General features: G+C 72.4%; 20 protein-coding genes. 17 read left to right on the top strand and 3 right to left on the bottom strand.

Annotated elements, in window-relative coordinates; all coding sequences use genetic code 11:
* Positions 1 to 95 precede the first annotated feature (95 nt).
* Positions 96 to 1676 carry a TauD/TfdA family dioxygenase gene (locus tag ACIPLC_RS08005; RefSeq protein WP_400472090.1) on the top strand — a complete coding sequence of 527 codons (1581 nt, stop codon included), beginning with the start codon at positions 96 to 98 and terminating at the stop codon, positions 1674 to 1676.
* Between the two features lie 28 nt (positions 1677 to 1704).
* On the opposite strand, the gene ACIPLC_RS08000 is transcribed toward ACIPLC_RS08005, so the two are convergent.
* Positions 1705 to 2484, bottom strand: a complete 780-nt coding sequence (locus tag ACIPLC_RS08000; RefSeq protein WP_400472089.1) for a GntR family transcriptional regulator — start codon at positions 2482 to 2484, stop codon at positions 1705 to 1707.
* A gap of 369 nt (positions 2485 to 2853) precedes the next feature.
* Here ACIPLC_RS08000 and ACIPLC_RS07995 point away from each other — a divergent pair, with 369 nt between their 5' ends.
* The 16 genes from ACIPLC_RS07995 (at position 2854) to ACIPLC_RS07920 (ending at position 16158) form a co-directional block, all read left to right on the top strand.
* A complete protein-coding gene (locus ACIPLC_RS07995) occupies positions 2854 to 4020 on the top strand; it encodes an ABC transporter substrate-binding protein (protein WP_400472088.1) in 1167 nt (388 codons plus the stop codon).
* Between the two features lie 181 nt (positions 4021 to 4201).
* Positions 4202 to 5143: an ABC transporter permease gene (locus ACIPLC_RS07990; protein WP_400472184.1), complete on the top strand. Its 942-nt coding sequence runs from the start codon at positions 4202 to 4204 to the stop codon at positions 5141 to 5143.
* Positions 5143 to 5952 (top strand): ABC transporter permease, encoded by an 810-nt coding sequence (locus tag ACIPLC_RS07985; RefSeq protein WP_400472183.1) that lies wholly within the window; start codon positions 5143 to 5145, stop codon positions 5950 to 5952. Before ACIPLC_RS07990 ends, ACIPLC_RS07985 begins: the two co-directional genes overlap by 1 nt.
* Before the next feature lie 78 nt (positions 5953 to 6030).
* A complete protein-coding gene (locus ACIPLC_RS07980; protein ID WP_400472087.1) occupies positions 6031 to 7116 on the top strand; it encodes an ABC transporter ATP-binding protein in 1086 nt (361 codons plus the stop codon).
* Between the two features lie 55 nt (positions 7117 to 7171).
* Complete coding sequence (locus ACIPLC_RS07975; RefSeq protein WP_400472086.1) at positions 7172 to 7966, top strand: HAD-IA family hydrolase; 795 nt, start codon at positions 7172 to 7174, stop codon at positions 7964 to 7966.
* A 5-nt stretch (positions 7967 to 7971) separates the two neighbouring features.
* Positions 7972 to 8292 (top strand): multidrug efflux SMR transporter, encoded by a 321-nt coding sequence (locus tag ACIPLC_RS07970; RefSeq protein ID WP_350880380.1) that lies wholly within the window; start codon positions 7972 to 7974, stop codon positions 8290 to 8292.
* Positions 8293 to 8392: 100 nt separating this feature from the next.
* Positions 8393 to 8881: a hypothetical protein gene (locus ACIPLC_RS07965; RefSeq protein ID WP_400472085.1), complete on the top strand. Its 489-nt coding sequence runs from the start codon at positions 8393 to 8395 to the stop codon at positions 8879 to 8881.
* A gap of 151 nt (positions 8882 to 9032) precedes the next feature.
* The gene (locus ACIPLC_RS07960; RefSeq protein WP_400472084.1) at positions 9033 to 9329 is read left to right on the top strand and encodes a hypothetical protein; all 297 of its coding nucleotides are present in this window, start codon (positions 9033 to 9035) and stop codon (positions 9327 to 9329) included.
* Positions 9326 to 10645 (top strand): WXG100 family type VII secretion target, encoded by a 1320-nt coding sequence (locus ACIPLC_RS07955; protein WP_400472083.1) that lies wholly within the window; start codon positions 9326 to 9328, stop codon positions 10643 to 10645. The genes ACIPLC_RS07960 and ACIPLC_RS07955 overlap by 4 nt, the downstream gene beginning before the upstream one ends.
* The gene (locus ACIPLC_RS07950) at positions 10635 to 11315 is read left to right on the top strand and encodes a hypothetical protein (protein ID WP_400472082.1); all 681 of its coding nucleotides are present in this window, start codon (positions 10635 to 10637) and stop codon (positions 11313 to 11315) included. Before ACIPLC_RS07955 ends, ACIPLC_RS07950 begins: the two co-directional genes overlap by 11 nt.
* The gene (locus ACIPLC_RS07945; protein ID WP_400472081.1) at positions 11312 to 11947 is read left to right on the top strand and encodes a DUF3592 domain-containing protein; all 636 of its coding nucleotides are present in this window, start codon (positions 11312 to 11314) and stop codon (positions 11945 to 11947) included. Before ACIPLC_RS07950 ends, ACIPLC_RS07945 begins: the two co-directional genes overlap by 4 nt.
* A gap of 521 nt (positions 11948 to 12468) precedes the next feature.
* Positions 12469 to 13401, top strand: coding sequence for a hypothetical protein (locus tag ACIPLC_RS07940; RefSeq protein ID WP_400472080.1), 933 nt, complete (start codon positions 12469 to 12471; stop codon positions 13399 to 13401).
* Positions 13401 to 13892, top strand: a complete 492-nt coding sequence (locus ACIPLC_RS07935; protein WP_400472079.1) for a hypothetical protein — start codon at positions 13401 to 13403, stop codon at positions 13890 to 13892. The genes ACIPLC_RS07940 and ACIPLC_RS07935 overlap by 1 nt, the downstream gene beginning before the upstream one ends.
* A gap of 232 nt (positions 13893 to 14124) precedes the next feature.
* The gene (locus tag ACIPLC_RS07930) at positions 14125 to 14742 is read left to right on the top strand and encodes a hypothetical protein (RefSeq protein ID WP_400472078.1); all 618 of its coding nucleotides are present in this window, start codon (positions 14125 to 14127) and stop codon (positions 14740 to 14742) included.
* Between the two features lie 79 nt (positions 14743 to 14821).
* Positions 14822 to 15328, top strand: coding sequence for a SigE family RNA polymerase sigma factor (locus tag ACIPLC_RS07925; RefSeq protein ID WP_400472077.1), 507 nt, complete (start codon positions 14822 to 14824; stop codon positions 15326 to 15328).
* Positions 15329 to 15345: 17 nt separating this feature from the next.
* A complete protein-coding gene (locus ACIPLC_RS07920; RefSeq protein WP_400472076.1) occupies positions 15346 to 16158 on the top strand; it encodes a hypothetical protein in 813 nt (270 codons plus the stop codon).
* A 74-nt stretch (positions 16159 to 16232) separates the two neighbouring features.
* Here the strand turns inward: ACIPLC_RS07920 and ACIPLC_RS07915 are convergent, their stop codons facing one another.
* Complete coding sequence (locus ACIPLC_RS07915; RefSeq protein ID WP_400472075.1) at positions 16233 to 16907, bottom strand: phosphonatase-like hydrolase; 675 nt, start codon at positions 16905 to 16907, stop codon at positions 16233 to 16235.
* 11 nt (positions 16908 to 16918) lie between these two features.
* The gene (locus ACIPLC_RS07910) at positions 16919 to 18040 is read right to left on the bottom strand and encodes a TIGR03364 family FAD-dependent oxidoreductase (protein WP_400472074.1); all 1122 of its coding nucleotides are present in this window, start codon (positions 18038 to 18040) and stop codon (positions 16919 to 16921) included.
* Positions 18041 to 18103 lie beyond the last annotated feature (63 nt).

Here is an 18103-nt window from a genome sequence, read left to right as displayed (position 1 = left end):
CGGCACGCCGATCTCACCGGGGACCGGCAGGCTCCGGCCAGGGGTGAAGTTGGCTATACAACTTCACCCGGGACGCCGCCGAGGAGGAGACCACCATGACCGAGCTGCCGCCGTACTGGCTGCGCGACAACTGCCCGTGCGCCGAGTGCCGGGACCCGCGGAACGGGCAGAAGCTGTTCCAGATCGACGACCTGCCGCAGGACCTGGCGGTCGCCGCCAGCACGGAGGCCGACGGGAGCCTGGAGGTGCTCTGGTCGGACGGGCACCGCTCGCGGTACCCGCTGGAGTGGCTGGGCACCGAGCGGGACGGCGACGGGCGGACGGAGGCCGACAAGCGGCTCTGGGTGGCGGCGGACTTCGCGCGCGGGATCCCCGGGGCGCAGTGGGAGGCGTACCTGGCCGACCCCGCCGCGCAGGCCGCCGTCCTCACCGCCGTGCGCCGCAGCGGCTTCGCGGTGCTGCGCGGGGTGCCGGCGGTGGAGCGGCAGGTCCTCCGGGTGGCCGAGAGCTTCGGGTACGTCCGGGTCACCAACTACGGCGAGCTGTTCGACGTCCGGGTCGAACCGGACCCGAACAACCTGGCCTTCACCAGCGTCGCGATCGCGCCGCACACCGACAACCCGTACCGGGACCCGGTGCCGACGCTCCAGCTCCTGCACTGCCTGGAGAACTCCGCGACCGGCGGCGACTCCGGCCTGGTGGACGGGTTCCGGGCGGCGGCGACCCTCCGGGAGGAGGCGCCGGCGGACTTTGAGACGCTCACCCGCACGCCCGTCCCGTTCGTCTTCCGCGACCGCCGCACCGAACTGCGCGCCGACCGCCCGCTGATCGAGGTGGACGCCCTGGGCCGGATCCGCGAGGTGCGGTTCAACAACCGCTCGATCGGCACCCTTCGCGGCACCCCCGAGGAGCTGAACGCCTTCTACGCGGCCTACCGCCGCTTCGCCGAGATCACCCTGCGCCCCGAGCTCCAGCTCGCCTTCCGCCTCGACCGCGGCGACTGCCTGATCTTCGACAACACCCGGCTGCTGCACGCCCGTACGGCCTTCCAGCAGGACGGCCACCGCCACCTCCAGGGCTGCTACGCCGACCTGGACACGCTGGGCAGCACCCTCGCCGTGCTGCACCGGCGCGCCGCCGCGCTGGACGCGATCGCCGGGCTGTTCGCGGGCGAGGGCGCCGGGGAGTACCTGGGCGAGGAGGTCACCATGGCCGAGCACATGCTGCAGGCCGCCGCTGCCGCCGAGGCGGCCGGGGCGCCGGACCACCTCGTCGCCGCCGCGCTGCTGCACGACGTCGGCCACTTCCACGGCGCCCTGCACGGAAGGGACTTGATGGGGGGTCAGGACAACCGGCACAGCGACACCGGCGCCGACTGGCTGGCGCGGTGGTTCGGCCCGGAGGTGACCGAGCCGGTCCGGCTGCACGTGGCCGCCAAGCGCTACCTGTGCGCGGTCGAACCCGACTACCGCGCCCGGCTCTCCGAGGCCTCCGAGTACACCCTCACCGTCCAGGGCGGCCCGATGGACCAACGACAGGCCGCCGCCTTCGCCGAACTCCCGGGCGCAGCCGACGCGGTGGCCGTCCGCCACTGGGACGACCAGGCGAAGACGGCCGGGGCACCGGCGCCCGGCTTCGAGCACTACCGCCCGCTGCTCGCCGCACTGATGAAGTGACCGGCGGCGCCCGGGAGGCGGAACGGGCTCAGTCCCCCTCCCGGGCGTGCCGTGAAAGCGCCGACGTGGCCAGCGAGTTGTGGATGCTGAACGCCACCGTCCCGGGCAGGTAGCGGTCCTGGGACCACTCGACCGGAGTGCCGGTCGGGTCCGTCGTGCGCCGCCGTTCGCGTAGCAGCGGGCCGCCCCGGCGGCAGCCGAGGAGCCGGGCGTCCTCCCCGTTGGCGGCCACGATGTCGATGGTGTGGTCGGCGTCGGTGAACAGGATGCCGTGCTCGCGCAGGACTTCGGTGTGCGAGACGACGTCCGGCGGCAGCTCGGCGACGATCTCGCCGACCCGCGGCGGGTAGACGGTGCGCTCGACCATCACGGGCGCGCCGGAGAGGGTGCGCAGCCGGACGGTCACGTACACCTCGGCGCCGGGCTCCAGGCGCAGTTGCTCGCGTTCGGCGGTGTCGGCGGGGCGGCGGACCAGCGAGTCCAGGATGCCGCCGGGCTCCTCGCCCATCGAGTACGCCCAGTGCGTGAAGCTGAGCAGTTCGGAGAAGCTCTGCACCCGGGCGCCCCCGAGCACGACGCGCCGGGTGCCGCGGCGGGAGGTGACCAGCCCGTCGGAGCGGAGGACGGCGAGCGCCTGGCGAACGGTGCCGCGGGAGACGCCGTACTGCTCGGCGAGCGCGCCCTCGGCGGGCAGCCGGCCGGCCTCGCCGTACGCGCCGGTGGTGATGGCCTCGCGCAGGTCGGCGGCGACCTTCCGGTACAGGGCGCCGGGAGCGCGCTCGGCAGGGCGCCCGGGCTCAAGTGCCACGTCAGTCAATGTCCCTCCTGGGGCGGTGTCCTGCGCAGCCGTACCGGCTCGGACAGCCCGACCTTATCCCGCTGCGCCTTTGAAGCATCGCACCGAACGGATCACGCTCCGATGGCCGGATTCGACCGTTCCCGCAGCCGACCCCGGTTCTGGGCCGTCCGTTCACCTTCCCGTCATCGGACTCCGGCGTACTTACCTCCGTCAGCGAAGTTGGCTAGTCAACTCGGACGGCCTCGAACGGCTCCGGGCGGCTCCGAACGGCACCGGGCACCTCAGAACGGCTCCGAACGGCCACTCGCACGATCCCCCGATCAGACAACCCCACCGCAGCTCACCCCCCTGCAGTACACCCGATCAGGAGACTGACCCGTGTCCGTGCACCGCGCCCGTTCCGCCGCCTTCGCAGCGGTCCTGACCGCCGCCGCGCTGTCCCTCACCGCCTGCGGCTCCGCCAGCTCCTCCACCGCGAAGTCCGGCGACACCGCGGGCGGCAAGAGCGCCAAGACCGCCACCTCGGTCGCCGACTTCGGCGGGATGGACGGCCTGATCGCCGCCGCCAAGAAGGAGGGGAAGCTGCACGTCATCACGCTGCCCCGGGACTGGGCGAACTACGGCAAGCTGATGGACGACTTCAAGGCGAAGTACGGCATCGAGATCGAGGACGAGAACCCGGACGGCGCCAGCCAGGACGAGATCAACGCGATCACCTCCCGCAAGGGCCAGGACCGCGCCCCCGACGTCGTCGACCTCGGCTCGGCCTTCGCGCTCAGCGCCGCCAAGCAGGGCCTGCTGGCCCCGTACAAGGTCACCGACTTCGACAAGATCCCGGCCACCATGAAGAACGCCGACGGCCTGCACTACAACGACTACGGCGGCTACATGTCGATCGCGTGCGACGCCAAGAAGGTGTCCGCCTGCCCGAAGACCTTCGCCGACCTGCTGAAGCCCGAGTACAAGGGCATGGTCGCCCTGAACGGCAACCCGACCAAGGCCGGTGCCGCGTTCGGCGCCGTCTACGCGGCCGCGCTCGCCAACGGCGGCTCGCTGGACAACATCCAGCCCGGCATCGACTTCTTCGCCAAGGTCAAGCAGGCCGGCAACTTCAACCCGGTCGAGGTCACCCCGGCGACCATCGAGAAGGGCGAGACCCCGATCAGCATCGACTGGTCGTACCTGAACGCCGGCTACGCCGACAAGTTCAGGAGCAAGGGCCTCGACTGGCAGGTGACCATCCCCTCGGACGGCTCCTACGCGCAGTACTACAACCAGGCGATCAACAAGGACGCGCCGCACCCGGCCGCCGCCCGCCTGTGGGAGGAGTACCTGTACAGCGCCGAGGGCCAGAACGGCTTCCTGGGCGGCTACGCCACCCCGGCCCTGTTCGACGCCATGAAGACGGCCGGCACCCTGGACGCCGCGGGCGCCGCCAAGCTCCCCCCGGTCGAGAAGCCCTTCACCACCTTCCCGACCCAGGAGCAGACGGACGCGGCCAAGAAGACCGTGACCGAGAACTGGGCCAAGGCGATCGCGGGCTGACCTGACGATGACCACGGCTCCCACCCCGGTGCCGGCCCCCGCCTCCGCCGCCCAGAGCGGCGGGGGCGCCCCCGGCCCCGCAGCAACCACCCCCGCCACCGCCGCCGACACCGCAACGGCCCAGGCCACCACGGCCGACGCCGCCATCGCGACCTCCACGACCACCTCCACGACCACCTCCATGGCCACCTCCACGACCACCTCCACGGCCACCGCCACCGCCACCGCGGCCAAGACCGCCAAGACCGCCAGGGCCCCCCGCCCCGGCAAGTCCCGGGCCGGCCGCGGCCGCGCCTGGCTGGCCGCCCTCCCCCTGCTGCTGTTCTTCCTGGTCGGCTTCGGCCTGCCCGCCGTCGCGATCGCCATCGGCGCGTTCACCACCTCGCCCGACGCCCCCGACGGCGGCGGCACCTTCACCACCGACAACCTCACCGGCTCGCTGCAGGGCGCCTACTGGACCGCCCTGTGGGGCAGCGTCAAGCTCTCCCTGCTGACCGCGCTGATCGCCGCCGTGGTCGGCCTGCCGCTGGCCCAGGCCGTGGCCACCTCCCGGTTCCGGGTGTTCCGCGAGGCGGTGCTCTCCGCCTCCGGGGTGCTCGCCAACTTCGGCGGCGTGCCGCTCGCCTTCATGTTCGTCGCCACCCTCGGCAACGCCGGCGAGGTCACCAAGAAGTTCGGCCTCACCAGCCACGGCTGGAACCTCTACACCTTCACCGGCCTCTCCGTGGTCTACCTGTACTTCCTGGTGCCGCTGATGGTCATCACCATCACCCCGGCCCTGGAGGGCCTGCGCACCCAGTGGCGCGAGGCCGCGTACAACAACGGCGCCACCGTCGTGCAGTACTGGCGGCACGTGGCACTGCCGGTCCTGGTGCCCTCGCTGCTCGGCGGCTTCGTGCTGCTGTTCGGCGCCTCCTTCGCCGCGTACGCCACCGCCGAGGCCATGGTGGGCAGTTCGGTGCCGCTGATCTCGATGCAGATCGGCGACGCGCTGTCCGGCAACGTCCTGGTCGGCCAGGGCAACCTCGCCCTCGCCCTCGGCCTCGACATGATCGTGGTCGCCTGCCTGGTGATGGCCGTGTACCTGCCCCTTCAGCGCCGGAGTGCCAAGTGGCTCGCCTGATCAATCGCATCCGTTTCGGCCGCGGCCTCGTCCTGCTGCTCTGCGGCGTCTACTTCGCCGTACCGCTGGCCTCCTCGGTGATCTTCAGCGTCGACGACAACAAGGGCGGCACCACCTTCCGCGCCTACACCGAACTGCTGAACGCGCCCGGCTTCCTGGACAGCCTGGTGCTGAGCCTGGAGCTGGCAGGCGTCACGGTGGCGGTGCTGCTGCTCCTGCTGGTCCCGGCGATGCTCGCCGCCCGGCTCGGCGCGCCGAGGCTGCGCCCGGTGATCGAGGTGATGTGCTCGATGCCGCTGGTCGTCCCCGTGGTCGCGCTCACCACCGGCATCATCGGCGTACTGCGCTGGGGCCCGGACTACCTCCAGGACACCCCGCTGTTCCAGACCATCGTGGCCATCCAGGACCCGAAGTTCCCGATCGTCCTGGTCATCGCCTACGTGCTGATGGCGCTGCCGTTCGCCTACCGGGCGCTGGACGCCGGGCTGCGCGGCGTGGACGTCGCCACCCTGGTCGAGGCCGCCCGCAACTGCGGGGCCGGCTGGCTGCGCGCGGTGTTCACCGTCGTCCTGCCGAACCTGCGCAGCGCGCTGCTGAACGCGGCCGTCCTCACCGTCGCCCTGGTGCTCGGCGAGTTCACCACCGCCTCCATCCTCGGCTTCGCCCCCTTCTCGGTGTGGATCAACTCCAACGGCAAGAGCGACGGCCAGATGTCCGTCGCCGTCTCGATGCTCAGCCTGCTGATCGTCTGGCTCGTCCTGCTGCTGATGTCCGCCGCCGGCCGCGGCCGCAAGGCCGCGCGGTCCTGAGGCAGCCCGCCGCACGGTCCTGTCGCGCCCTCGCCGCACGGTCCTGAACCACCCCACGCTTTCCAGGAGTTACCAGCCATGACCACGGTTCCCGCCCCCGTCACCGGAGTCGCGCTCGCCCCCGGCAGCGCCACCGTCGAGTTCCGCTCGCTGCGCCGCTCGTTCGGCGCCACCACCGCCCTGGACGGCCTGGACCTGACCGTCCACCCGGGCGAACTGCTCGCCCTGCTCGGCCCGTCCGGCTGCGGCAAGACCACCGCGCTGCGCATCCTGGCCGGCTTCGAGCAGCACGACTCCGGCGAGGTCCTGGTCGACGGGCAGGACATCACCGCGATCCCCGCCCACAAGCGCGACGCGGGCATGGTGTTCCAGTCGTACAGCCTCTTCCCGCACCTGACCGCGCTGGACAACGTCGCCTTCGGGCTGCGGATGCGCGGCGCCGGCAAGGCCGAGCGCCGCAAGCGCGCCCAGGAACTGCTGGAGCTGGTCGGCCTGCCGCACCGCGCCGAGCACTACCCGCACCAGATGTCCGGCGGCCAGCAGCAGCGCATCGCGCTCGCCCGCGCGCTCGCCCTGCAGCCGCGCGTGCTGCTGCTCGACGAGCCGCTGTCCGCGCTGGACGCCAAGGTCCGCCTCCAGCTGCGCGAGGAGATCCGCCGGCTCCAGCAGGAACTGGGGATCACGACCCTGTTCGTCACCCACGACCAGGAGGAGGCCCTGTCGATGGCCGACCGGGTCGCGGTGCTGCGCGCGGGCCGGCTGGAGCAGTGCGCCACCCCGTCCGAGCTGTACGGCCGCCCGGCCACCGCGTTCGTCGCCGAGTTCGTCGGCACCATGAGCCGCATCCCGTGCACCCGCACGTCCGACGGCGTCGAGGTGCTCGGCCGCCGGCACGCCGTGGACGGCGTCACGCCCGCCGACGGCGAGCTCCAGGTGCTGGTCCGCCCGGAGAACGTCACCCTGACCCCGTCCGAGACCGGCCCGGCGCTGGTGATCACCGCGTCCTTCCTCGGCGCCGTCACCCGGCTCACCGTCCGCCTCGACGACGGCACCGAGGTCAAGGCCGACCTGCCGACCGAGGCCGCCGCCGCGCTGCCGGCCGGCTCGCGCGCCGAACTCCTGCTGCCGGAGCGTCCGGTGCTGGTGGACCGCCGCACCGTCTGAGAGCCTCGAACCCCATCTGAGTAGCACCATCTGATGAACCACCGAAGGTACCGCCATGCCTGAAGCCCTGACGCCCGACGCCCTCACGCCCGACCCCCTCACGCCCGACCCCCTGACACCCGGCGCCCCGGCGCCCGGCCCGTTGACGCCCGACGCCCTCACGCCCGGCGCCTTGACGCCTGAAGCTCCCCGCCCCGCCGCCGTCCTGTTCGACATGGACGGCACCCTGGTCGACACCGAGCAGCTCTGGTGGCAGGCCGCCGCCGAACTCGCCGACGAACTCCACCACGCGCTCACCGACCAGGACGCCCCCGAAGTGCTCGGCCAGGCCGTCGAACACACCGCCGCCCACCTGCACAAGGTCAGCGGCACCACCCTCACCGAGGCCGAACTCGCCGCCCGGCTCGGCGAGTCCTTCGCCGGCAAGGTCGCCGCCGAGACGGTCCCGCGCCCCGGCGCGCTCGCCCTGCTGGCCTCGCTGCGGGACGCGCAGGTGCCCACCGCGCTGGTCTCCGCCTCCCCCCGCCGGGTGGTCGACCTGGTCCTCTCCGCCATCGGCCGGGACTGGTTCGCCGTCACCCTGGCCGCCGAGGACACCCCGCGCACCAAGCCCGCACCGGACCCGTACCTCGCCGCCGCCGAACGGCTCGGCCTGGACCCGGCCACCTGCGTCGCCGTCGAGGACACCCCGACCGGAGTCGCCTCCGCCGCCGCGGCCGGCTGCGCCGTGCTCGCCGTGCCGTCCACCGCGACGCCGATGCCCGACGGCGACCGGATCACCCTGCTCGACAGCCTGGAACAGGCCGACCTCGCCCTGCTGGGGAAGCTCGGCGCCGCCCCGGCCGTTTGACCGGCATGCCCTATCTCCTGCTCTCCCTCGCCATCCTGAGCGAGGTCTGCGCCACCAGCTGCCTCAAGCTCACCGAGGGGTTCACCCGCCTCTGGCCGAGCGTCGGGGTGGCGGTCGGCTACGTGCTGTCCTTCGTGCTGCTCGGGCGCGCGCTCAAGCACATCCCGGTCTCGGTCGCCTACGCCGTCTGGTCGGGGGCCGGGACGGCGGCGGTCGCCGGAATAGGCGTGGTCGCCTTCGGCGAGTCGCTGGGGCGCCTCCAGTGGCTGGGGATCGCCCTGGTGATCGTCGGGGTGGTCGTACTCAACCTCAGGAACAGCCACTGACGGACCGTCCCCGGCCAGTGCCGCTGGTCAACTCACCTGCCGGAGCGGGAAGTCGGGCGTGCCGACCGCCCGCTCCGAGCGGTTCGCTACCGTGGGCCCCATGACAGATCCACGGCCCCACCACTACCGCTTCGTCCACCGCGAGCTCGCCCGCCAGGTCCTCGAATTCGGCCCGCGGCTCACCGTCCCGGACGCCGGCGGCAGCCTCCTGCCCGTCCTCACCGGCATCTGGGACGACCTCGGCCAGACCCTCCCGCCCGAGGACCGGCTGCCCAGCCACGGCCTGGACTGCCACCACCTGCGGGCCGACGGCCACCCCCTGCTGCTCGTCACCCTCCCCACCCCGACCGGCGCCACCGAAGCCCACTTCGCCGCCGCCGTCCACCCCCAGGGCAGCAAGACCGTCCGCTACGTGACCCTGGAGCACGCGCTCAACCCCATCGACGGCAGCCCCGGCACCGTCCTCGGCGAGTGGTCCTCCGAAGGCCACCTCAACCACGGCGAAGGCCCCTCCCCCGTCGCCGAACTGTTCGTCGCCGCGGTGGCCAAGCTCGTCACCCCGAAGAAGCGCGGCTTCTGGCGCCGCTGACGCCGACGCCCCGGGCCGACGCCGACGCGGCGCACCGCCCGGGCCGTCAAGATCCCGTCATCACGCCGGGAAGCACCCGTCACAACAGATCGCCCGCGTACCGACTGCGGCTATGCTCGGCCGGTCACGCCATCGACACACCGGGGGAGAAGTGGCCGACTTCACGGTCAGCACCGAGTTCCTCGCCAAGCTGGCCAAGGACCTCAAAGGCTGCGGCGACGAACTCGACCAAGGACTCAAGGCGCTCAAGGAGGCGAGCCGCAGCGGACTGGGCTACGACTTCCTCGACGAGGCCTGCGGACACTTCCAGAGCAAGTGGGAGTACGGGCTGAAGAAGGTCCGCGAGTGCGTCAAGGTGCTCGACGACGGGCTGGAGAAGGTGCAGCAGAGCTACGACGGCACCGAACAGAGCATCACCAAGGTCCTCACCCCGGCGGGGCAGTCGTGACCGACCCCACGCCCGACTGGTCCGGCCTCGGCTTCAACCCGACCCCCGGCGACGCCGCCGCCGTCACCGGCCTCAGCGGAAGCCTGCGCCGGGTCGGCCAGCACCTGACCGACGTCCACACCACGCTCTCGCAGCTCTCCGCCAACCAGGGCCAGTGGACCGGCGAGGCCGCCAAGGCCTTCGCCGGCCAGTTCGGCAAGCTCCCCACGTACCTCCAGGACGCCGCCGACTCGATCACCGCCGCCTACCAGGCCCTCGACGTCTGGTACAAGGCGCTGACCGAACACCAGCCCAAGGCCGCCGAGTTGGCCCGCGCCGCGGTCGCCGCCAAGCAGCAGAAGGAGCAGGCCGACCAGGCGCACACCGCCGCGGCCGCCGCGGCCGACCTCAAGCTCGCCGGCCAGACCTTCCCCGACGACGCCAGCCTCGCCGCCGCCGAACAGCGCTACAACAAGGCGAAGAACCACCTGGACGCGGCCGCCAAACTGGTCTCCAGCGCCGCGAGCGACCTCACCCAGCTCCAGACCCAGGCCCACGAACTCGCCGACGGCCACAAGTCGGACGCCCACAAGACGGCGGACGCCATCCGCAAGGCCGCCGACAGCAAGGCCCCGCCGGAACCCGGCTGGCTCAGCAAGGTCGGCAACTGGCTCAAGAACCACGGCGCCGACATGCTCACCGTGGCCGCCGGCATCTGCGGCGTCGCAGCCATCTTCTTCCCCGCCTTCGCCCTGCCGGCCATCCTCCTGAGCGCCGCCGCGGCGGGATGGCACGCGACCCAGTACGCCGCCAAGGGCCAGCTGTGGCCGCCACAGAAGAACATCAGCAACTGGCTGACCCTGGGCGGCGACGTGCTCGGCGCGATCCCCGGGGTGGGCGTCGCCACCAAGGGCGTGACCGTCGCCCGGGGAGCGCGCGCCGCCGGCACGAGCTTCCGCGGAGCCGTGAGCGCCGGCACGACCGAGGTCCGGGCCGCCGCCCGCGCCGTCGACCCGGCCAACCCGGTCTTCACCAAGACGATCGAGAAGCAGGCCGTCAAGTACGGGGTCTCCAAGGGAACCGCGATGAACATCTCCGACGGCGTCCAGGCCGTCACCACCGTCGGGCTCAACGCCCCGACGGCGTACGCCCTCACCCAGGACAACCCGAGCGACGGCCTCACCAGCGCCGTCAACTACACCACCGGCGGCAACAACGCCATCGGGTCGGTCGGCGTCGGGACCGGCGGCGGCAAGGCCAACGCCGTCATCGGCACCGTATCCACCGTCGGCAACCTGCTCGGCATGGGCGGATGGGCGGCCGGCCATGGCCGTTGAGACCATCGAGGCGCCCCCGCTCTGGCTCACCCTGCCCGCAGGCTTCACCACTCTCGACCTGGACGAGGACCTCGGCGACCGGATGGCCCGCACGGCGGAGAGCCTGGACGCGGTCTTCCCCGACGCCCGGCCCGAGCAGAGGCTCAGCGCCGTGATCGCCGCCGAGACCGCGCTGCAGGCCCAACTGCGCGAGGGCGCCGTCCACGTCTCCAGCTGTCTGGTCCGGGCCGAGGACGGCGAGCCCATCCACGGCATGCTCACCGTCTTCGTCCGCCCGCAGGACCTCGGCGCGCCCGGCAGCTACCCCGCCCGGGCCGCCGAACAGCTGGCCGAGGCCTGGCCGGACGCCGACGTCGGCGTGGTGGACCTGCCGACCGGCCGCGCCGCGCTCGCCGCCCGCGACCTGGCCGTCCCGGTGCCCGGCGCGGTGTGGGGGGTGCCCGAGTCCACCGTCAACACGGTGCGCCAGCTCGAACTGCTGATCCCGCACCCGTGGAGCCCGCACGTGGTCGCCGCCGTCTTCACCACCGAGGACCTCGACCACTGGGACGAATGGCTGCCGCTCCTGGCCACCGCGTTCCGCGGGATCTCCTTCCACCCGCCCCGGGACGCGAGCGCCGACGCCCTGCCCCCCGAACAGTGGGACAACATCCGGAAGGCCTTCGGATGACCGCCACCACCGACTCGGCTCCGCCCAAGGCCGAACCCCGCCGGGGCTCGATCCCGCTGACGATCGCCCTGACGATCGCCGCGCCGCTGTCGATCGTCGGCCTCACCGCCGCCTACGGCGCCTACGGCTGGCCCGCCGGCCTCGCAGTCCTGGTGCTCGCCACCGCCGTCCTGTCGACAGGCCTCGGCCGACTGGCCGGCGGGACCCGCGGCTGCCTCGCGGCGCTGATCGTCCCCATCGCGCTCCTCGTCGCGGCGGCGGCGACGAGCAACGTCCGCGACGACCTGGCCCTGCGCTCCGGACCCGCCGTGACCGCCCGCGTCGTCGACAAGGAGCGCACCGCCGGGACGCGCGACCCGTCCTGGGACTACAGCCTGGCAACCGCCGCCGGCTCCCCCGTACCCGGCGGCCGCCTCAACCAGCGCGACCAGTCCCTGCAGGTCGGCGACCAGGTCACCGTTCGCTTCGATCCCGACGGCACCACCAGGCCCAAGCGCCCCGAGCAGATCGACCTCGGCACCGACCTCTTCTGGGCCGTGGCCGTCCTACTCGCCGCCGCCCTCGCCGTGGCCTGCCTCGGCCTCTACAGCCGCCCGGCCGGCCTCCTGCGGAACCGCCTCGCCGCTCGCTGACCACCGGACTGTTCGCGGCCACCGGCTCCGCCTGATTCGTCCTCACCCTCCCCTGCGAGTCCGAAGTGACCCGGCTCACGTCAACTCACCGAAACTCCGCCCTCCCATCCGTCGCCTTACCCTCCGCACTTTTTGACGCACCGACGGTCGCAGGCGGGGGATGACACCATGGCAGATGACGGACCGAAAGCCGGCGGCCCGGAGTTCAAGATCCGGCCGGGGGACCTGAAGGCGGCCGCGCCGACCTTCGAGGCTCAGAGCAAGGCGCTCAAGGACGCCCTCGACACGCTCAAGCACAGCCTCGCCGCCGCCGGCAGCCCGTGGGGCGACGACAAGCAGGGCAAGGAGTTCGCCCAGGCCTACAACGGCCCGCACGACCACGTGCTCTCCGCGCTGGACACCCTGGTCAAGGGGCTGACCAGCATCCACGACGGGCTGAACGCCCACGCCGACAACCACACGCCACCGCCGCGGGCCTCGGCGTCGCCGTCTCCGAAACCATCGCCACCATCGCCGCCACCGTGCTGGTCGGCGCCGCCTTCGGCACCGTCGAGGCCATCACCGTGGACGTCGCCGTCGCCCAGCCGATCCGGATGTCCTTCGGCGACGGCGGGTTCAGCCTCCGAGAGGTCGCGGACTCCGCCGAGACCGGCGGCATCATGGGCGGCGCGGGCTCCGGCCTCGGCGCCGGCGGCCGGGTCGTCTCCACCGCCGCCGAGGTCTCCGACAACGCCTCCGTCGCCCTCGCCGCCGTCGGCAAACTCGCCGGCGCCGCCGACACCCTCCCCGGCCGCATGATCACCGGAGCGGGCCTCACCTACGGCTACGACGCCACCTTCCAGACCGGCCCGGTCATGCCCCTCGACCTCGTCCTCGGCGCCGTCGGCGGCGCGGCGGCTCCCAAAGGAGGCGGACGCCGTCCGGGCGAGGCGCCCGACGGGTATCTCCCGAGGACCGGAGGATCGGAGTACATCGACGGAGCGCAATCGGAACGGGCCGCGCAAGCGTACGAAAGGATTCGCAGCACCACTGGTGACACGGAACGCATCGCCGCGAACACCGGCATCAGCCCGGACGTCCTCAACAGAGTCAAGGAGCACATCTTCGAGACGGTCCACAAGGACGTACCGGTGCCCCCCGAGGGAAAACCGATGACAGGCCGGTTCGCACCCTTCGACCACATCGCCGAAATGTGGGCCAAGGCGGAATCCGGCACCCTCTCCCAGGAGGAGGCCACGAACATCCCGTATCGAGAGGGAAGATGGGAGGAAGGGGTCAACTGGGCGACCGAGGACAGTTACGGCGCACATGATGTCGCACCGCATGAGAGCCACACCGACCCGTTCGTGGCCTGGCCCAGACGCGGCCTCGAGAAGCCCGACTTCCCGCTGGCCGACGACCTGTCCAACCTCGACGAAATCGCCGCCCTGATCCTCGCGAAGAAGAAGAACTGATGGACACCGCACACGCTTTGGCCGACCGCCTGCTCAACGTCGACTGGTCCCCCCTGAACACGGACCCTCGTCTGCGCATTTCACTCATGCGGGAGTTCCTACGGCGCTCGGCGCTGTGGGCCCATCAGCTCGAATCGGGTGCGTGGCCGTTCTTCGACGTGGCCGCACTGATCGATCCGTCGGTGCGCGCCGATCCCGGCCTGGTCGAACAGGTCTCGAAGAGCTGCGCCCTGCAGCATCCAGCCGTGCAACAGACCTGCGTGGGGGCGCTGCATTTCGCCGCTCTCCAGGAAACCTCCGAATCCCCGTTCCAGCTGCCGAACCCGTTCGAACCGATCGTCTCCCTCTTCGAGAACGGCGGTGGCTTCGCCCTCGACGGAACCGGGATGATCGACATCGACATCGACGCGAGCATGAGCAAGGGCAGGCTGGAGGGCAGGCTGGAGGACTGGCTGGAGGACTGGCTGGAGCACACGCCGCCGACGGCATGACGGACTTCGGTGCCGACAAGAAAAACCCCGGAATCTGAATTCGCCGGATTCATTCGTCAGTGAACTCGCCCGAGCGCTCGCCGAGAACGTGCCCCCGAGCGCCCAGCCGAACCGTCAACGGCAGAGCGCCGTCCCCCGCCTCCGCGGCCGTTTCCGCTGGCCCAGGCCCCCGCCGCCGGGGACCGAGGAGACAGGCCGTACTCTTCCCTCCCGATCGAACGCTGGGAGAGCCATGAGTACGACCAGGGACCGCCGCCGGGGCGCCGCGCTGACCACTGCCCTGGCTCTCGCCGTTCCCGTGGGGACGTTCGGGCTGGTGCTGGTGGGCACGTACCTCGGCGGGTTCGCCGCGCTGCTGCTCGGGCTGGTGCTGACGGTCGCCTGGGTGGTGGGCATGGTGCGGCTGCTGGGGCGGTGGATCGGCTGTTGGCTGGCGTTGTTCGCCGTCGCCCTCGGCGGCGTTGCCACGGCGGCGGCGCACACGGCGCGGGACGACGTGATCCTGCGGCTGTCCGGCGAGACGGCGACGGTCCGGGTGGCCGCGGAGACGGACCGCCCCGCCGGGAAGCACCCGTTCTCGATGTACGACCTCGCGGCCGAGGACGGCTCTCCGCTGCCCGGCGGCGAGTTGTCGACGGGGCTGCGCGCGCTCGCGGTCGGTGACCGGGTGACGGTCCGCTTCGATCCGGCCGGCCGGGCCAACCCGCAGCGCCCGGGGGACATCGGCTTTCTCCGGGACCTCGGGATCGCCGTCGGGCTGACCGCCGCCCTGATGCTCGCCGTCGGCTGGCTGGGCCGCGAGTCGGCCCGGCGGCCACAGCCACGACCACGGCCTCGGCCTCGGGTGTGACCTCGACGACATTCCGTAACGCGCCGCCGCCCCCACGGCGTGCCTGGGGCGATGTCAGCTCGAGAAGGGACCCAATCCCGTGGGGGACACACCCGCGGACTTCCTGGAGTTCGCCCATGCCCGTAGCGACCAGCTGTACCGCACCGCCTGCCTGCTGACGGGCGACCGCCACCTCGCCGAGGACCTCGTCCAGGAGACGTTGGCGAAGCTGTTCCGCTCCTGGCGCCGGATCGACCGCTCCCAGGCGCCGGTCGCGTACGCCCACACCGTGCTGGTCCGCACGTTCACCTCGTATCGCCGCCGGCGCAGCGCGCAGGAGCGCCCGGTGGACAGTTTCCCCGATCGCGGTTCGGTCACGGCCGGCGATCCGGAGCTGCGGTTGACCCTGCTGGACGGCCTGGCGCGGCTGGGGCCGAAGGACCGGGCCGTCCTGGTGCTGCGGTACTGGGAGGACCGGCCGGTCGAGGAGGCCGCGCGGATGCTGAAGCTCTCCCCCGGCGCCGTCCGTACCCGCAGCCTGCGGGCCCTGCAGAAGCTGCGGCACGTCCTCGGTGACGAGCTGCTCGCCGACCTCGTCCAGGCCTGACCGAACGGAGCGCACCCATGAACCTCGATCAGCTGAACCCGGATCAGCGCCTGCACGGCGCCCTGCACGACGCCTCCCAGCGGTTCGGCCCGCACAGCGGCGACCTCGTCGCCCGCGCCGCCGCCCGGGGCCGTCGGCTGCGGCTGGTCCGCCGGGCGCAGCTCGGCGCGGCGGCGTTCGTCGCGGCCGGCGTCTGCGTCACGGGCGGCGTCGCCTTCTCCGGTCGTCCGGCCTCCGTGCCCGCCCCGGCCGCGCCGCCGACCGCCACCGCGGCCCCCGCCCCGACGCAGACGCAGACACAGGCGCCGACCCGGGCCCCTTCGGCGAGTCCGCCCCTCGGCGGCCCGCGCTCCGGCCCGATCTCCGCCCAGTTGGCCGCGTTCCTTCCGCCCGGCAAGATCACCAGGACCAACAGCAACGGCACCTTCGTCGACGGCCGGATCACCAAGCCCGACACCCCGAACACGGGTGCCGGCGGCGGCTTCACGTATGACGACGGGAAGGGTGCCTCCGTGATCCAGGTGGATCTTGGGGACCACACCCGGACGGAAGGCTCCGGCTGCCCCCCGACCTCACCCGGGCACTGCGCCGAAACACTTCCGGACGGCACGAAGGTGTGGGTCGACGCGGGCGCGATCATCGGCGGTGGGAAGAGGCTGACGGTGATCGCCCTGCGACCCGACGGCCGCCAAGTCCAGGTGGAGGAGTTCAACGTGGCCAGTATCGTCCCCAGCGCCGGGAACGCCACCCCTGCCCCCACCCGCCCCGATCTCCCGCTGACGGTCGACCAGTTGCGCGGTATCGCCCTCAGCCCGCACTGGAACCCCTGAACCGGCAACCCCTGAACCGGTAAACCAGGAGCAGGAAGTCGGCCAGACCGACTTCCTGCTCCTCAGGGGTCTGACTAACCCAGCAGCCCCGGCAGTTCCGCCACCGAGCCCAGCACGTGCGTCGCCCCGTCGGCCCGCAGCCGGGCCTCGTCGTGGGCGCCGGTGAGCACGCCGGCGACCACCGAGGCGCCGGCCCGCGCACCGGTCAGCATGTCGTAGCCGGTGTCGCCGGCGACGGCGATCTGCCGCACCGACTCGACTCCGGTCCGCAGCAGCGCGGTGAGCGCGAGGTCCGGGTACGGGCGGCCGCGGCCGGCCTCGGCGGGGCTGAGGGTGAGGTCGGCGATGGACTGCCAGCCGAGGGCGGTCAGGATGCGGTCCTGGGTGGCCCGGGAGAAACCGGTGGTGAGGGCGACCTTCCGGCCCTGGCCGCGCAGTTCGGCGATGGCCTCGGCGGCGCCGGGCAGGGCCGCGCAGTGGCCGGCGTCGACGAGGTCGTGGTAGGCGGCCTCGAAGGCGGCGTTGGCCTGCTGGGCCTTGTCCTCGTCGCCGAAGAGGTGCCGGAAGACGGAGATCTTGGATTCGCCCATGGTGGCGCGGACGTGCTCCAGCATGGGCCCGAAGTCCGGGCTGCCGGCCTCGACGCCGAGCGTCCGGGCGGCGGCGGTGAAGGCCTGTTCGACGAGGCCGTCGTCGGCCACGGTGGTGCCGGCCATGTCGAGGACGACCAGGCGGATATCGAAGGACATGTCAACTACCCTTACAGGTTGGCGAGTTCGGCGGTGGTTTCGGCGATGGCCGGGGAGCAGGTCATGCCGCGGCCGCCGGGGCCGGTGACGAGCCAGACGCCGTCGCGGAGGTGTTCGCGGTGGACGACCCGGGTGGTGTCGACGCACTGCGCGTACACCCCGGCCCAGCGGCGGCGGACCCGCGGCAGGGGGCGGCCGAGCAGATCCTCGGCCACGGCGACCAGGTGGTCGTACGGATCCTCGACGACGTCGAAGCCGAACGGCTGGTCGTACTCGTGGGTGTCGCCGATGGTGAGGCCGCCGTCGCGCCGCTGGACCATGAGCAGCTGCATCTTGTGCTCGGCCGCGACCTCGGGCTGCGCCTGGGTCTCGCGGAGGCGCTCCAGGGCGGTGCCGGCGAAGGCGGGGTAGTAGCGGAAGCTGTCGCCGTCGGCGACGGAGGTGGTGAGGGTCTCGCCGAGCGGGTCGGTCTGCATCATCTGCAGCCGGACCCTGCGCACGGGCAGCGCAGGGGCGAGTTCGCGGACGAGGCCGCCGAGCCAGGCGCCGGTGCAGAGGATGACGAGGTCGCCGGTGTGGAGGTCGCCGTGGTCGTCGCGGACGGCGTTCTCGCCGATCACGTCGCGGACCTCGCGGCCGGGCAGGAAGGTGTAGCGGCCGGTGGCCTCCAGGGCGGCGCGCAGCGCGGGCTGGGCGGTGCGGGGTTCGACGGCGGCGTCGCGCTCGCACCACAGGGCGCCGAGGAGTTCGCCGCGCAGGGCGGGGTTGGCGGCCCTGGTCTGGTCGGCGTCGAGCAGCCGGTAGCCGCGGGCGGCGGCGTCGGGCAGGGTGAGCGCCTGTTCGGCGACGGCGAGTTCGGCTTGGGTGCGGATCGCGGTGAGCGATCCGTTGGCGCGGAAGCCGAGGTCGGGGACGCGGGCGCCGATGCCTTCCCACAGTTCGCGGGCGCGCAGCGCGGTGTCCAGCTCCTCGCCCTGTGCGCGGCCGCTGACCCAGACCAGGCCGAAGTTGCGCACCGAGGCGCCGCGCGCCTCGGTCTCGCGCTCCAGGTGGACGACCTCGTGACCGCGTTCGACGGCCTGCCAGGCGTGCATGGTGCCGAGCACGCCTGCTCCTACGACGATGACTCTCATGCGGCCAGGCTGGTGCGCCCAGGTGTCCCGAGGGCGTCCCGGCAGCGTCCCGCAGATGAATCA

This window comes from Kitasatospora sp. NPDC086801 (genome assembly GCF_044745805.1).
Taxonomy (GTDB): domain Bacteria; phylum Actinomycetota; class Actinomycetes; order Streptomycetales; family Streptomycetaceae; genus Kitasatospora.
This window is presented reverse-complemented; position numbering and strand designations above follow the sequence as displayed.

Bases quoted from the DNA above. Each gene is read 5' to 3' on its own strand.
- ACIPLC_RS08005 (WP_400472090.1), top strand. From the start codon at position 96: ATGACCGAGCTGCCGCCGTACTGGCTGCGCGACAACTGCCCGTGCGCC.
- ACIPLC_RS07990 (WP_400472184.1), top strand. From the start codon at position 4,202: ATGGCCACCTCCACGACCACCTCCACGGCCACCGCCACCGCCACCGCG.
- ACIPLC_RS07980 (WP_400472087.1), top strand. From the start codon at position 6,031: ATGACCACGGTTCCCGCCCCCGTCACCGGAGTCGCGCTCGCCCCCGGC.
- ACIPLC_RS07975 (WP_400472086.1), top strand. From the start codon at position 7,172: ATGCCTGAAGCCCTGACGCCCGACGCCCTCACGCCCGACCCCCTCACG.
- ACIPLC_RS07970 (WP_350880380.1), top strand. From the start codon at position 7,972: ATGCCCTATCTCCTGCTCTCCCTCGCCATCCTGAGCGAGGTCTGCGCC.
- ACIPLC_RS07965 (WP_400472085.1), top strand. From the start codon at position 8,393: ATGACAGATCCACGGCCCCACCACTACCGCTTCGTCCACCGCGAGCTC.
- ACIPLC_RS07950 (WP_400472082.1), top strand. From the start codon at position 10,635: ATGGCCGTTGAGACCATCGAGGCGCCCCCGCTCTGGCTCACCCTGCCC.
- ACIPLC_RS07945 (WP_400472081.1), top strand. From the start codon at position 11,312: ATGACCGCCACCACCGACTCGGCTCCGCCCAAGGCCGAACCCCGCCGG.
- ACIPLC_RS07935 (WP_400472079.1), top strand. From the start codon at position 13,401: ATGGACACCGCACACGCTTTGGCCGACCGCCTGCTCAACGTCGACTGG.
- ACIPLC_RS07930 (WP_400472078.1), top strand. From the start codon at position 14,125: ATGAGTACGACCAGGGACCGCCGCCGGGGCGCCGCGCTGACCACTGCC.
- ACIPLC_RS07920 (WP_400472076.1), top strand. From the start codon at position 15,346: ATGAACCTCGATCAGCTGAACCCGGATCAGCGCCTGCACGGCGCCCTG.
- ACIPLC_RS07915 (WP_400472075.1), bottom strand. From the start codon at position 16,907: ATGTCCTTCGATATCCGCCTGGTCGTCCTCGACATGGCCGGCACCACC.
- ACIPLC_RS07910 (WP_400472074.1), bottom strand. From the start codon at position 18,040: ATGAGAGTCATCGTCGTAGGAGCAGGCGTGCTCGGCACCATGCACGCC.